Below are 13,659 nucleotides of genomic sequence, written 5' to 3'. Positions count from 1 at the left end.
ACCTATTAAGGAGCAAGGATGGGTAGTACAACAATGGGCGTGAAGCTTGATGAAGCAACGCGCGATCGCATTAAAGCTGCGGCACAACGGATTGACCGCACTCCACATTGGCTAATTAAACAAGCTATTTTTAATTACCTTGAACGTCTTGAAAATGATGAACAGATCGCTGAACTCTCTGCTAATCAAGATATTAAAGAAGAGAAGATAATCGCCGAAGAAACGGCACCAGATTCTGCTCATCAACCTTTCCTCGACTTCGCAGAGCATATCCTGCCTCAATCAGTAAAACGTTCCGCAATTACTGCGGCCTATCGCCTGCCAGAAACACAAGCAGTTCCCATGTTGCTACAACAGGCGCAATTACCAGAAGATCAGGCACAAGCAACTCATAAGCTGGCTTACAGCATTGCAGAAAAACTGCGTAACCAAAAAAACAGCATTGGTCGTTCAGGTCTGGTTCAAGGGTTATTACAGGAATTCTCGCTCTCATCTCAGGAAGGCGTTGCGCTAATGTGTCTTGCGGAAGCCTTGCTCCGTATTCCTGATAAAGCCACTCGCGATGCGCTAATCCGCGACAAAATCAGTAACGGCAACTGGCATTCCCATCTGGGCCAAAGTTCATCCATGTTTGTCAATGCAGCAACCTGGGGGCTGCTGTTTACCGGCAAACTGGTTTCTACCCACAACGAAGCCAAACTCTCCAATTCGCTGAATCGCATTATCAGTAAGAGCGGAGAACCATTAGTGCGTAAAGGCGTAGATATGGCAATGCGCCTGATGGGTGAACAGTTTGTTACCGGAGAAACCATCGCTCAAGCGCTGGCAAGTGCACGTAAACTGGAAGAAAAAGGGTTCCGTTACTCCTATGATATGTTAGGTGAAGCCGCTTTAACTGAGGAAGATGCTCAGAATTATATGGTTTCCTACCAACAAGCAATTCATGCTATCGGTAAGGCATCTAACGGCCGCGGCATTTACGAAGGACCGGGAATTTCCATTAAGCTTTCAGCCCTGCACCCGCGTTATAGCCGTGCTCAATATGAACGCGTCATGAACGAGCTATATCCACGCCTGCTTTCCCTGACATTACAGGCACGCCAATATGATATTGGTATTAATATTGATGCCGAAGAAGCCGATCGTCTGGAAATTTCTCTCGATTTGTTGGAAAAACTCTGTTTTGAACCACAACTGGCTGGCTGGAATGGCATTGGTTTCGTTATTCAGGCTTATCAGAAACGCTGCCCCTTTGTTATCGATGCAGTCATTGACTTAGCACAACGCAGCCGCCGTCGGTTGATGGTGCGACTGGTAAAAGGCGCTTACTGGGATAGCGAAATTAAACGCGCTCAAATCGATGGGCTGGAAGGCTATCCGGTTTACACCCGCAAAGTTTATACTGACGTTTCTTATCTGGCTTGCGCCCGCAAATTATTGTCAGTACCCAATCTGGTTTATCCTCAGTTCGCTACCCATAACGCTCATACTTTAGCTGCCGTTTATCATATGGCCGGCCAAAACTATTATCCTGGTCAATATGAGTTCCAGTGTCTGCATGGCATGGGAGAACCCTTGTATGAACAAGTGGTCGGGAAAATCGCTGACGGTAAATTAAACCGCCCATGCCGTATTTATGCGCCAGTAGGCACTCACGAAACACTGTTGGCTTATCTGGTCCGTCGCCTGTTGGAGAACGGCGCTAACACCTCCTTCGTCAACCGTATCGCCGATACCACATTACCACTGGATGAACTGGTCGCTGATCCGGTGAACAAGGTTCAGAAGCTGGCCGAAACCGAAGGTCAAATCGGTCTTCCACATCCGAAAATTCCTCTGCCTCACAATCTGTATGGCAAAGATCGCGCAAACTCAGCCGGTCTGGATCTTGCCAACGAACATCGTCTGGCATCTCTTTCCAGCGCGCTATTAAGTTCTGCCACCGAAGAACGGTATAGCGAGCCACTACTGGGCGGCAATTATCACCATCAAGGTGAATTACCGGCCGCTAAACCAGTTATTAACCCGGCGGCACCTTCGGATATTGTCGGCTATGTTCGTGAAACCACTGAACAGGAAGTCGGTCATGCGCTTGATGTCGCAACAGAAGCCGGCGCAATCTGGTTTGCGACTCCCCCATCAGAACGAGCTGCTATTCTGGTTCGCGCTGCGGAATTGATGGAAAACCAGCTGCAACCGTTATTAGGTATTTTGGTTCGAGAAGCCGGCAAAACCTTTAATAATGCAATTGCCGAGGTACGCGAGGCGGTCGATTTTCTCTATTACTATGCGGGACAAGTTCGTCATGATTTCGCTAATGATACCCATCGTCCACTGGGGCCGGTTGTCTGTATCAGCCCGTGGAATTTCCCATTAGCCATTTTTACCGGGCAGATAGCGGCTGCATTGGCTGCCGGTAACAGTGTATTAGCAAAACCTGCGGAGCAAACCCCATTAATTGCGGCAACGGCAGTCAAAATACTGCATCAAGCAGGTATTCCCCACGATGCATTGCAATTATTACCTGGCCGAGGTGAAACCGTTGGTTCTCTTCTGGTGGGAGATGAGAGAGTACGCGGCGTGATGTTTACCGGCTCCACCGAAGTGGCTAGTCTGTTACAACGTAATATTGCCGGAAGACTCGATGCACAAGGGCGCCCAACCCCTCTGATTGCCGAAACCGGTGGTCTGAACGCCATGATTGTCGATTCTTCCGCTCTGACAGAACAAGTTGTTACTGATGTGGTCGCCTCTGCTTTTGACAGCGCCGGTCAACGTTGTTCCGCCCTGCGTATCCTCTGTATTCAAGATGATGTTGCAGAAAGAACCCTCACCATGCTGAAAGGCGCCATGTCTGAATGCCGGATGGGTAATCCTGAGCGCCTGTCCACCGATATCGGCCCGGTCATTGATGCGGAAGCCAAAGCCGGTATTGATCGCCATATTCAAGCAATGCGTACCAAAGGACGCACGATTTATCAGGCAGCACACGATAATGTGGTTGACAATCAAGAGTGGGATCAAGGCACTTTCGTTAAACCAACGCTGATTGAATTGGAAAATTTCAATGAATTAAAACAAGAGATTTTCGGTCCTGTTCTGCATGTTGTCCGTTTCAAACGTGACGAGCTGGATCAATTGCTGGATCAGATTAATAACTCCAACTATGGTTTGACCCTTGGCGTCCATACCCGTATTGATGAAACGATTGCACAAGTTACCGCTAAAGCGAAAGTCGGCAATCTGTATGTCAACCGCAACATGGTAGGCGCTGTTGTTGGCGTGCAACCGTTCGGTGGTGAAGGCTTATCCGGTACCGGGCCGAAAGCAGGCGGCCCGCTCTATTTGTACCGTCTGCTCTCTTGCCGTCCTCAAAACGCGATCAACCAAACGTTGGAACGTCAGGATGCTGAATATCCACTGGATGCCAATGTTCGTCTATCGCTGATGACCCCTTTTGATGCATTGACAGAATGGGCGACCAAGCAGCACAACGAAGAGCTAAATCAGTTGATTCAACAATATAAATTGCTGGCACAAGGCGGCACTACCCGCCTGTTGCCGGGGCCGACCGGCGAACGCAATACCTACACTCTGTTACCTCGTGGTCAAGTGTTGTGTCTGGCGGATAATCAACAGGATACATTCATTCAACTGGCAGCAACATTATCTGTGGGCTGTCAGTTACTATGGCAAAATGATGAACTACATCAGCAACTGTTTCGTCAATTGCCAGATAGCGTCCGTAAATCAATCAATTTGGTTCAGGACTGGCAAAGTGAAGATACGGTATTCGAAGCGGTTATTTACCACGGCGATTCTGATCAATTGCGCCAAGTTTGCGAACAAGTCGCTCAACGTAAAGGCGTTATCATTTCCGTACAAGGTTTTGCCCGTGGAGAAACTAATCTGCTGTTAGAACGTCTGCTACATGAACGTTCACTGAGCATTAACACCGCAGCGGCGGGGGGTAATGCCAGTCTGATGACTATCGGTTAATTTCGGCTGTAGCTAAGGGGAGCACATCAAAAATGTGTTCCCCAAGAATCTAAGCTTAATCACCGGTTGTTTGCCCACAGTCCATTACTGTTTCAGTATTCCTTTATTCATATTTCTTTATTCATATAGTATTCATCTATCAGTTCACCATTTATAAATAGTGAGCCAGTTCTGATGCCAGAAAAAATAAAACCTGATGACAAATACCGCTTTATTGCCAATGTGTTTTTTATTGCAACGGTTAATTCAAGTCTGCTAATTCCATTTTTCCGGGACCAATCTTGCGCTTTGTCGAGTAGATTTCTCGCTATGCCTTTGTTTCTATATTCTTTTTTTACTCCAAGAACAATAGAACCCAGATGCCTGTTTCTATTACATACTCCTCTAAATAAATTTTCAAAATAATAGATCACTGGAAGGGAACTCAGTCCGATTTTTGCGATCTGATCAATTGCCAAAAATCCCAAACCTCAACACGGACTGAGTGATGCCTATCATAGCACCCATACCTCAAAATGAATGCCAGAAAATGAGAAAACTTATCCACAAAACCCGTGATAAGAACTATTCCCGTCGATTGACGGCGTTATTGATGCTCAATGAGGGATTGACGGTGACTTATGTCGCCAAAACCCTTCATGCCGCACGCTCTTCCATCAATCGTTGGGTTGAATGGTTTACATTATATGGACTCGAAGGACTCAACAGTTTACCGGCTGGCCGACCTGCTGTCTGGGATCTCACCCCTCTCTATAGCCTGTTGCTTTTCTTATTACAGCAATCTCCCCAAGAATTCGGCTATCTTCGCTCTCGCTGGAGCCTTGAGCTTATGACTCATACTCTTAATGAATTACTCAACCTCTCTCTGACACAAAGTGTCCTCTATCGTTATTTTGCTCAGGTGGGAATTGTCTGGCGCAGAGCGGCGCCCACGGTAAAACAACCTGATCCTGAACATGAGGAGAAAATGGCAAAGATCGCAGAAGCCAAAGCGAATATTTCAGAAAAACATCCCGTTTTCTATGAAGATGAGGTGGATATTGATTTCAACCCGAAAATCGGCGCGGACTGGTGTTTCAAAGGACAACAAAAACGGGTTATCACCCCGGGAAAAAATGAAAAACATTACCTTGCGGGTTGCCTCAATGCTCAGACAGAGCAAGTCACCTATGTTAAAGGAATAAAAAAGAACTCTGATTTATTTATCAAAATGTTAGATGAACTGAATCATCAATATCCCCATGCGGAAACTCTCACATTAATCTTAGATAACTACGGTATTCATAAAAGTCAGAAGGTAAAGGAGTGGCTGGCACGACATCCCAAATTTACCCTGTTGTTTTTACCCGTCTATTCACCGTGGCTAAATAAAATAGAACGGTTATGGCAATCGCTCCATGAGACAATAACGCGAAATCACCGTTGTCAATTTATGTGGCAGTTGCTTAATTATGTTGATGCCTTTTTGGCATCGTTTTCATCACAGCAAAAACCAGGAAGACAAAAAATGAGTGTAGCACTATTATGAAATCTTATTTAGATATAACAATAAATCCAACAATACTTTTGTTATCTTCACATATTAACATTTGCCTGTCTTTTCCTAATCCTTTTATTATATCCGCCTGTTCTTCAACGCTTGTTTTTCTTTCCCCCGGCTCAAGTAACATAAATTCCGATGTGTTATCCAAATCATTTAAAAAGACAACCAGACTGTTTGCGTCTTCTACGTTAACTTCTCTAAAAATAAATATTTCTTTTTCCATAGCAAATACCATATTAATGAAATTAACATATACAATATATTGCCATATACAAAAGTCAATAAGATTTAAGATGATGTTAGGCTAATTAATGGTGAGACAACTGAAAAGATAACAAGGCAAAATAAGTTGGTTCCTATAGCGATATTTAAAATAACTACTTTCATCACCTCCGCAACCCCAACCCAATGAAATAATAACAAAAAATCTTGTGACAAATAGTTAATCCGCAACCATTATATAGAAAATAATTAAGCCTATTATCGTCCCTGTTATTAAAAGCCAAGCTTGTATTATATTATTATCTCTTCTTTGTCGATTTTATCAAAATAAGTCCATTGGCTTGCTGAGAGGATTAATAAATCATTCATCATCTCATCTGTAAGGGATTTTTATTTTCACGTCTGAAAGATAAAAAATATGCAAATATTCTCCAATCGAGATGATATCTCCTTTTGTTTGCCTAACGTATAAACTCTTCTACACGCCCAGACGGGCAATTAAACCGAATTAATGAAGAAAATGAGTTGCATGATTATGCATAATGAAAACAACCTCGTTATTTTTAACGTGGCTTGTCAGCGGTCTAAGGGGAACACACCAAAATGTGTTCCCCCAAAATTAATCATCTCTTTGCTGTTTATATTTCCAGCTTAGTGACCGCCCTGTTGCCAGCTCAAATACTGTTCATACTTGCGCAAAGCAATGTTGTAGTTACTGAATGCCGACTGTGACAGCTTTTCACTCAGTTTTTCCTGAATTTTCTCTGTTGTGAACTCTTTTACAGGGTAATTGCTTGAAGTGAGCAATTCATCCAAACGTCGTAAACGAACCACATACTCACGAACAGTACTATGACTCATTTCAGTCTGTTCAAACAGGTACTGTTTGAACGACATGATGTCAAAATAATCTGTCTCGCTATTGCAATAAATCTCACTGCAAAAACGACATAACGCGACAAATTTATCTTGCAGCTCATCCCAAGTCTTGTCATCAATCAACTCCGTCATCTCGGAGATGGACTCTTTGTTGATCACTTGGCCATTAAAAACCAAAGAGATACGGTCAAGAGCTTTGTGACAATGCAAGCAATGAGTTTGACTATGTTTGTAGTCTTTAATGTAACGGCTGAGCGGCCGTTTCTTTTGTGTTGTAACAGACATAAGAGATAAGCCCTGTGTGTAGTCTTAAACAAAAAACAAATAAGCAAAAAAGTTACTTTTCCGGATTTAAGCGTGCCCGCAAGCGTTTAATCGCCTGGCTGTGTAGCTGACTTATACGGGACTCCCCGACTTCAAGTACTGCGCCAATCTCTTTCAGATTAAGTTCTTCCTGATAATACAGCGTCAGAACCATTTTTTCTCGCTCAGGTAACGAATCAATAGCTTCAATTACCCGTTGACGAACGTCACTCTCCAGCAATTGTTGTAAGGGATTAGTTTCATGCCCCTCTTCAATGACAGGTTCACAGCTTTCACCATGAATTTCATGCCATTCGTCATACGAAAACAATTGACTGTTATTCGTATCTAACAGTATCTGCCGATATTCTACCAGATCAATCTTTAATTCTTTAGCAACTTCCTGCTCACTGGCTGGACGGCCTAAGTCTTGCTCAAGTTTACGGATGATTTGCGTCACTTCGCGCGCATTACGGCGCACGCTACGCGGAGCCCAATCGCGGCTCCTTAACTCATCCAACATTGCACCTCTGATGCGTTGTACCGCATAAGTGGTAAACGCGGTTCCTTGTAAGGAATCAAAACGTTCCACCGCATTTAGTAAGCCGATTCCCCCGGCCTGAAGTAGATCATCCAGCTCCACACACGCGGGTAACCTAACTTGTAGCCTTAACGCTTCATGGCGAACTAATGGTACGTAGCGCTTCCAGAGGCTGTTTTTGTCCATCACGCCTTCGGCGGTATACAAATCGCTCACAACAACAGACACCTTTGGAAAAAGAGACTAACCATCATTATCCAATCCCCTAACAAGGGCAATCGTTTGAACAATGTAGTAAAAACGCTTCTTTTTCACCTATGCGAAATTTATTGTCTGCCTAATAGTATCACAAATTTTAGGCTGTTCCTGATAAACTCCTAAAAAGAAGGACCGGCGAGCCGATCCTTGATTTTATTTGGATTTTTATGTGAATCAGGTTCACATATTGCCCTAACTGAGCGATTAACGCAGCAGAGACATTACATTCTGAGGCACTTGGTTAGCCTGAGCCAGAACCGCAGTACCCGCTTGTTGCAGAATTTGACCACGGCTCATGTTAGACACTTCGGTCGCGTAGTCAGCATCTTCGATACGGCTACGAGCGGCGCTCAGGTTGTTAACGGTGTTGTTCAGGTTGTTAACGGTAGATTCCAGACGGTTCTGGATAGCGCCCAGAGAACTGCGCAGGCTGTCAACTTTTGCCAAAGCCTTGTCTAAAGTATCCAGAGGATCTTTTGATGTTTCTGGTTTGATTTCATCCGATGCAGTGACTTTACCATCAGTACCGACTTTAGCTTTATAATACTTTGTACTACCTGAACCATCTTTACCTTCTAATACATATTCACCAGTCTTCGCTTTGCCTTTATCATCAACCGCTTCATAGACTTTATGGCCAGACAGATTTTTACCAGCAACAGAAGCTTCAGTAAAATCAAGTCCTTTCTTAGCACCAGCAGCACCGACTTCTTTTATTTCTGTACCATGTGGAACTTCCTTAGAAACAGTGAATTCCTTCAGTCCCAGAATCTCGCTGTCAATTTTTTCCAGATTAATTTTGATAACTTCGTTATCGTTAGCACCAACCTGAATAGTCATTTCGTTCTTTTCACTTAGAACATGAACACCGTTAAATTGAGTCTGTTTAGAAATACGATCAATTTCCTTTAAACGCTCAGTAACTTCTTCCTGGATAGATTTGGTATCACTCGCAGAGTTGGTTTCGTTTTTCGCCTGAACAGCCAATTCACGAATACGTTGTAAGTTGGTATTAATTTCGTTCAGCGCACCTTCGGTAGTCTGTGCAATAGAGATACCGTCGTTAGCGTTACGTGCTGCCTGAGTCAGACCTCTAACATTTGCAGTGAAACGGTTAGCGATCGCTTGACCAGCCGCGTCATCCTTCGCGCTGTTGATACGCAGGCCAGAAGACAGACGCTCAATAGCGCTACCCAAAGTACCCTGGGATCTATTCAGGTTATTCTGAGTCAGCTGGGAGAGGATGTTAGTTCCGATGACTTGTGCCATAGTTAGAGTTCCTTTTTAAAATCAAGTCGATATATAAGTTTGGGGTTTACCCACGGTGTTCATCACCGCCAACAGTTTTATCGGCGCCCCTCAAAGAACCTTTAATTTTTCTTGAAAAAACTTTTTCTTTTTTATCACATTGCCTTGATAAGCCAAACAGCGTCGGTTCTTCACGACTATTCCTACCATAGAAAAATTATTTTTATTAGTAAACTTTTCTAAAAACTTACCGATAACCGGTTCAATAAAGATTTACTAATAAAGGAGTCAATAAATGGCTAGCATTTCTTCATTAGGCGCCGGATCGGGGATGGATTTGGGCTCTATATTGGATAAACTTCAGGCAGCAGAACAAAAGCGTTTAGTCCCTCTGACACAACAGCAAACCAGTTATAAAGGTAAGCTAACCGCTTTTGGTACGTTAAAAGGCAGTTTAGAAAAGCTGGAAACCGCGTCTGAGTCACTGAAAAAGTTCGATAAACTTAATACAACCACTGCCAGCGAAAAACATGATGCATTCGTTGCCAGTACTGATTCTAAAGCCAGTCCAGGTAACTACAGTATTGAAGTTAAACAATTGGCACAGGCGCAATCATTACAAACAGAAAAAGTTCGTAATATCAAAGAGCATATCGGTGAATCTTTGGGCGAAGGTAAAACCCGGACAATTACCATTACTCAGCCTGGCGAAAAAAAGCCGATGAAAATCGAGCTGACAGACGGACAAACATCCATTATTGAGATCCGTGATGCCATTAATAAGCAGGAAGGTAATGTCAACGCCAGTATTATTAAAGCCAAAGATGGCGAAAACTATTTAGTGCTGACGGCCAAAAAAGCGGGCACTGAATCGGTGATGACCATCACTGTTGAAGGTGATAACAAACTTAGCGAGTTTCTAAACTATCCGGGTACAACGAGTAAACTCACTCAAACGGTTGAAGCGAAAAATGCGAAATTGACCGTCAACAAAATCGAAATTGAGCGTCAGACAAACCATATTACCGATGCACCCGAAGGCGTTAAGCTGGATCTGAAAAAAACGACTGAGGATAAAGATAAACCAGGGGAACATAAGCCAGAAATACTGGTCATATCCCGTGATATTGAGCCGATGAAAGAGGCGATTAAAAACTGGGTTGATGCTTATAATGAATTACAAACGACATTTGATTCACTGACCAAATTTAAGCCAGTAAAACAGGGTGAAGAACCGTCGAAAGATAATGGCGCTTTATTAGGCGACAGCACATTACGCGGAATACAGAACCAACTAAGAGGCCAGATTTTCAGCTCTCAGGCAGCTAATGATATTCCAACCCTGAATAAGCTGGGCATTAAACAAAAGCCTGACGGCAAGCTGGAAATTGATAACGAAAAACTGGAAAAAAATCTAAAAGAAAAACCAGCTAATGTGAAAGCGTTCTTTATGGGTGACGGTAAAGAAACGGGTTTTGCCACTCAGACACATAAGCTATTAAAAGATGCTCTGGATAGCCATGAAGGTACCTTAGTTACCGCGACTAATGGCATTAACAAGCGTCTAAAAACCCTTGAGAAACAAGTAGACAGGACGAAAGAAAATATTAACGAAACAATTGAACGTTATAAACGCCAATTTTCACAACTGGATAAAATGGTCTCTTCCTTGGGAAAAACCGGTAACTTCCTCTCACAATTACAGCAAATGAGATAATTAAAGGAAATTATGTATCAACGTTCGGCAAGTCAATTGTATGCCCAGATAGATATGGAGAGCGAAATTATGAACGCCTCTCCCTATCAGTTGATTCAGATTTTGTTCAACGGGGCGCTTAGCGCCCTGCGTCGAGCAATTATTCTGATGGAACAAGGTAATATCGCGGAAAAAGGCGCAGCTATTTCCAAAGCGATCAATATCATCGATAATGGCCTCAAACAGGGGTTAGATAATGAAAAAGGTGGAGAGCTGGCACACAATCTCGCTTCCCTTTACGACTATATGACCCAACGTTTACTCCACGCTAATTTACGCAATGATGAGCCAGCCATTACCGAAGTAATAAAGTTACTCACCGAGATTTCAGACGCTTGGCGGCAAATTGGCCCTCATTACAACGCCAGTCAGGATATTGTTTAATGGATAATAAAATGGATCTTTTGTCAGCTTACCAACAGATCCTAAGTTTAAGTGAGCAAATGCTTAATTTAGCTAAAAATGAAAAATGGGATGAACTTGTTGATATGGAAATCACCTACCTCAAAGCAGTAGAAGTGATCAGCCACTCTTCAATATCATCGACGACTTCTCTTTCGTTACAGCAAAAAATGACCAACATTTTGCAGATAATTTTAGATAATGAAAATGAGATTAAAAAACTACTACAGAAAAGACTTGATGAATTAAGTAAACTCATCAAACAAGCAAGCCAACAGCAATTAGTAAATGATAGCTACGGCCAATTCCCTGTTGAACCCTATCATAATACCCTTATGAACTCTACGGAACAAAAATAATTGAGAAATAAAGGTGATGTACTCTCATCACCATTATTTACCCATTTTGTGAGCTTGGTTTAGGATGTATTGATTTCAATTCAGATTATAAGGAATAGATAAGAAATCTTGGTGATTAAATTGCGTCTGTTGAGCGTGAAAATTTTAACTTTCTCTTGTGTTTTTTAAGGATAAATACTATTTTTATCATAATTTACCTAATATCAAATAAAGAAAACAACCTCTCATCAGAATAAATGTAAATTGGATTTAACTTGTGACAGCAGATACGAAAAAGGCCGCTATAAAGCAGCCTTAAAATGTTTTAATACAGCATTAAATTAAAAATATGGCTATCTATTTAAATTAATCATCAAAAAAATTGAATTCAATTTCAAAGGTTTTACCCACTGATGAAACAAATAATTCTTCTAACGCTGATGAATCTTCAGTCTGCTTATACAATAGAGTAATAACATAATATATTTCAGCCACTCCTAAATCATATTCTTTATTTAAACATTTGATGATTAATCTTTTTGAGCCAAGTTGTTCTTTAATTTCACTAGAATTATTTTTTTCACTAATAACAAAGCGATGTGGCGGAGAACGATTAGAATGAGCCACACTGAATTCTCTAATATTTTTTGGAATTAATGTATTATTACTAATTTCTTCCCACCTTCCCATACTATAATCAGTGGTAGTACCATGTATATCAGCATAACCGAAATACTGAGATTTATGTTCACCGACAGTCAATCGCGCTTTCAGCTGATATGCAGGTTTGGCAGGTGGTTTTGGTTTAGGCTTCACTGTTTCTTTTACAAATTCCCAATCACAAGCCATCATATCTTCTTGCGTTGGCTGCCACGGTACAAAGTTACCGTGCTCATTGCGTAGATCAATATGCGTCAAATAATCATATTTAGTGCCAACGGCGACACCATCAACAGAGTAAGCACTACCTTCTTCTATTGTTAAATCATTCACACGAGGAGTAATAGCCAAATATACCTTTTTATCGCGCCAAACAGAACGAGCGACAAGCTTGCGTAGTTTTAATTGAATCAAAGCCCAAGAAAAAGAACCAACCGGAGCGATAACACCGTGGCATTCATATTGCTTAGGATCAAACTGGCATTCATTTTCAGGCTTAATAACCTCAGACATATTATTTCCTTATATCTATAAATAATTAAAAATTAAACCACATGATTTAACTTTTAATCTATTATTAAACATTCAGTAAATTTTTATGAATTAATGCAACCGGCATAAAACTAAGATTCAATTATAACAGGATATACCGCTCATTCTCCTTATCGTTTTTTGATACTTATCAACAAATTAACATTAATCTCAGAAATTGGAGTTAAAAATTATTATTCGAAACCGTGACACCTTAAATATTTTATTGACTATGAGTTTTACAACATTTAATTAAATCGCTAACTACAACAAGCATTCAACCAAAACATACGGTAAAGTTGCAAATTCAGTTAACCACAATAAACACGGCTAAAAAACCAGATGATATGAACGCTCCGAGTTGGAAATTTCATCCGTTAAAAGGGGCTTTAACAAAATGGGCAGCGCTGAAATGTGGACAGAAATGCAATCTCAACACAAAAGACCAGAAATAAAACCGATGGAATATCCTGTTTGCAGCGCCGCGGAATTTATCCACGACACTCGCGATCTGTCTTAAACTATAGACATCAATAGCTTAATATACCTACACCTGCATATTCATAATCTCCTGATAAGAAGCCACCAGCTTATTTCTTACCTGGACGCCCATTTGCAAAGCGATACTGGATTTCTGCATCTCCACCATCACATCATTCAATTCAACACCGGGTACACCCAGGGTAAAATCCTGAGTTTGTTTTGTCGCATTTAAACGTGTTTGATTAATTTTACCAATAGCCGCCGTTAGTTGACTGGCAAATCCACCCTGTAACGGCATGGGTTTTGCGATACTGGCTGCCTGTAGCGCCTGAGCCTGCATCTGTTGCAGCACGCCTTCAATTGCTTGAATTGACATAAAAACCTCGTGTTAAACCACCCTATAACCTACGCAATTCAATGCCATATTAACCCAAGGTTTATACGGCATATTTTCAGACCGCCACCCTAACATAGCCCTCTCGATCTAAAGCGGGTA

At 41.9% G+C, this 13,659-nt stretch carries 13 protein-coding genes; 6 read left to right on the top strand and 7 right to left on the bottom strand.

Features of this window, described 5'->3' with window-relative positions; translation table 11 throughout:
• The first annotated feature begins 18 nt into the window (after positions 1-18).
• Positions 19-3,999 (top strand): trifunctional transcriptional regulator/proline dehydrogenase/L-glutamate gamma-semialdehyde dehydrogenase, encoded by a 3,981-nt coding sequence (putA, locus tag B0X70_RS09990; RefSeq protein ID WP_217471415.1) that lies wholly within the window; start codon positions 19-21, stop codon positions 3,997-3,999.
• A gap of 107 nt (positions 4,000-4,106) precedes the next feature.
• Here putA and B0X70_RS09985 read toward each other — a convergent pair whose 3' ends face one another.
• The gene (locus B0X70_RS09985; RefSeq protein ID WP_217471414.1) at positions 4,107-4,457 is read right to left on the bottom strand and encodes a GNAT family N-acetyltransferase; all 351 of its coding nucleotides are present in this window, start codon (positions 4,455-4,457) and stop codon (positions 4,107-4,109) included.
• Between the two features lie 29 nt (positions 4,458-4,486).
• Here B0X70_RS09985 and B0X70_RS09980 point away from each other — a divergent pair, with 29 nt between their 5' ends.
• Positions 4,487-5,527, top strand: a complete 1,041-nt coding sequence (locus B0X70_RS09980; RefSeq protein WP_217470325.1) for an IS630 family transposase — start codon at positions 4,487-4,489, stop codon at positions 5,525-5,527.
• Positions 5,528-5,531: 4 nt separating this feature from the next.
• On the opposite strand, the gene B0X70_RS09975 is transcribed toward B0X70_RS09980, so the two are convergent.
• From B0X70_RS09975 to B0X70_RS09960, 4 genes are all read right to left on the bottom strand, one after another.
• Positions 5,532-5,765, bottom strand: coding sequence for a hypothetical protein (locus B0X70_RS09975; protein WP_217471413.1), 234 nt, complete (start codon positions 5,763-5,765; stop codon positions 5,532-5,534).
• A 650-nt stretch (positions 5,766-6,415) separates the two neighbouring features.
• The gene (fliZ, locus tag B0X70_RS09970) at positions 6,416-6,928 is read right to left on the bottom strand and encodes a flagella biosynthesis regulatory protein FliZ (protein WP_011146218.1); all 513 of its coding nucleotides are present in this window, start codon (positions 6,926-6,928) and stop codon (positions 6,416-6,418) included.
• Positions 6,929-6,980: 52 nt separating this feature from the next.
• A complete protein-coding gene (locus B0X70_RS09965) occupies positions 6,981-7,703 on the bottom strand; it encodes an RNA polymerase sigma factor FliA (RefSeq protein ID WP_036775524.1) in 723 nt (240 codons plus the stop codon).
• Positions 7,704-7,949: 246 nt separating this feature from the next.
• On the bottom strand, positions 7,950-9,014 hold the full coding sequence (locus tag B0X70_RS09960; protein WP_217471412.1) for a FliC/FljB family flagellin: 1,065 nt from the start codon (positions 9,012-9,014) through the stop codon (positions 7,950-7,952).
• A 274-nt stretch (positions 9,015-9,288) separates the two neighbouring features.
• Between B0X70_RS09960 and fliD the strand changes: the two genes are divergently transcribed.
• The 3 genes from fliD to fliT are packed head-to-tail and all read left to right on the top strand — an operon-like array spanning position 9,289 to position 11,510.
• Entirely contained in the window at positions 9,289-10,710 is a 1,422-nt protein-coding gene (gene fliD, locus B0X70_RS09955) for a flagellar filament capping protein FliD (protein ID WP_217471411.1), read from the top strand.
• 12 nt (positions 10,711-10,722) lie between these two features.
• On the top strand, positions 10,723-11,133 hold the full coding sequence (gene fliS / locus B0X70_RS09950; protein ID WP_036807537.1) for a flagellar export chaperone FliS: 411 nt from the start codon (positions 10,723-10,725) through the stop codon (positions 11,131-11,133).
• Entirely contained in the window at positions 11,133-11,510 is a 378-nt protein-coding gene (gene fliT, locus B0X70_RS09945; RefSeq protein ID WP_036807533.1) for a flagella biosynthesis regulatory protein FliT, read from the top strand. Before fliS ends, fliT begins: the two co-directional genes overlap by 1 nt.
• 345 nt (positions 11,511-11,855) lie before the next feature.
• On the opposite strand, the gene B0X70_RS09940 is transcribed toward fliT, so the two are convergent.
• Positions 11,856-12,662, bottom strand: coding sequence for a DUF2829 domain-containing protein (locus tag B0X70_RS09940; RefSeq protein ID WP_217471410.1), 807 nt, complete (start codon positions 12,660-12,662; stop codon positions 11,856-11,858).
• 415 nt (positions 12,663-13,077) lie between these two features.
• Between B0X70_RS09940 and B0X70_RS09930 the strand changes: the two genes are divergently transcribed.
• Complete coding sequence (locus B0X70_RS09930; RefSeq protein WP_214038974.1) at positions 13,078-13,200, top strand: type II toxin-antitoxin system MqsA family antitoxin; 123 nt, start codon at positions 13,078-13,080, stop codon at positions 13,198-13,200.
• Positions 13,201-13,227: 27 nt separating this feature from the next.
• On the opposite strand, the gene fliE is transcribed toward B0X70_RS09930, so the two are convergent.
• A complete protein-coding gene (gene fliE / locus B0X70_RS09925; RefSeq protein WP_046395721.1) occupies positions 13,228-13,539 on the bottom strand; it encodes a flagellar hook-basal body complex protein FliE in 312 nt (103 codons plus the stop codon).
• Positions 13,540-13,659: the final 120 nt, after the last annotated feature.

Origin of the sequence: Photorhabdus akhurstii, assembly GCF_019090985.1 — a bacterium.
Lineage (GTDB): Bacteria > Pseudomonadota > Gammaproteobacteria > Enterobacterales > Enterobacteriaceae > Photorhabdus > Photorhabdus akhurstii.
The sequence above is the reverse complement of the archived record's forward strand: the minus strand, read 5'-3'. Positions and strand labels throughout refer to the sequence as shown.

What these genes read in the sequence shown, in the direction of transcription:
- B0X70_RS09975 (WP_217471413.1), bottom strand. Translation starts at nt 5,765, where the DNA reads ATGGAAAAAGAAATATTTATTTTTAGAGAAGTTAACGTAGAAGACGCA.
- B0X70_RS09930 (WP_214038974.1), top strand. Translation starts at nt 13,078, where the DNA reads ATGGGCAGCGCTGAAATGTGGACAGAAATGCAATCTCAACACAAAAGA.
- fliS (WP_036807537.1), top strand. Translation starts at nt 10,723, where the DNA reads ATGTATCAACGTTCGGCAAGTCAATTGTATGCCCAGATAGATATGGAG.
- fliE (WP_046395721.1), bottom strand. Translation starts at nt 13,539, where the DNA reads ATGTCAATTCAAGCAATTGAAGGCGTGCTGCAACAGATGCAGGCTCAG.
- fliT (WP_036807533.1), top strand. Translation starts at nt 11,133, where the DNA reads ATGGATAATAAAATGGATCTTTTGTCAGCTTACCAACAGATCCTAAGT.
- fliZ (WP_011146218.1), bottom strand. Translation starts at nt 6,928, where the DNA reads ATGTCTGTTACAACACAAAAGAAACGGCCGCTCAGCCGTTACATTAAA.
- B0X70_RS09980 (WP_217470325.1), top strand. Translation starts at nt 4,487, where the DNA reads ATGCCTATCATAGCACCCATACCTCAAAATGAATGCCAGAAAATGAGA.
- B0X70_RS09940 (WP_217471410.1), bottom strand. Translation starts at nt 12,662, where the DNA reads ATGTCTGAGGTTATTAAGCCTGAAAATGAATGCCAGTTTGATCCTAAG.
- fliD (WP_217471411.1), top strand. Translation starts at nt 9,289, where the DNA reads ATGGCTAGCATTTCTTCATTAGGCGCCGGATCGGGGATGGATTTGGGC.
- putA (WP_217471415.1), top strand. Translation starts at nt 19, where the DNA reads ATGGGTAGTACAACAATGGGCGTGAAGCTTGATGAAGCAACGCGCGAT.
- B0X70_RS09960 (WP_217471412.1), bottom strand. Translation starts at nt 9,014, where the DNA reads ATGGCACAAGTCATCGGAACTAACATCCTCTCCCAGCTGACTCAGAAT.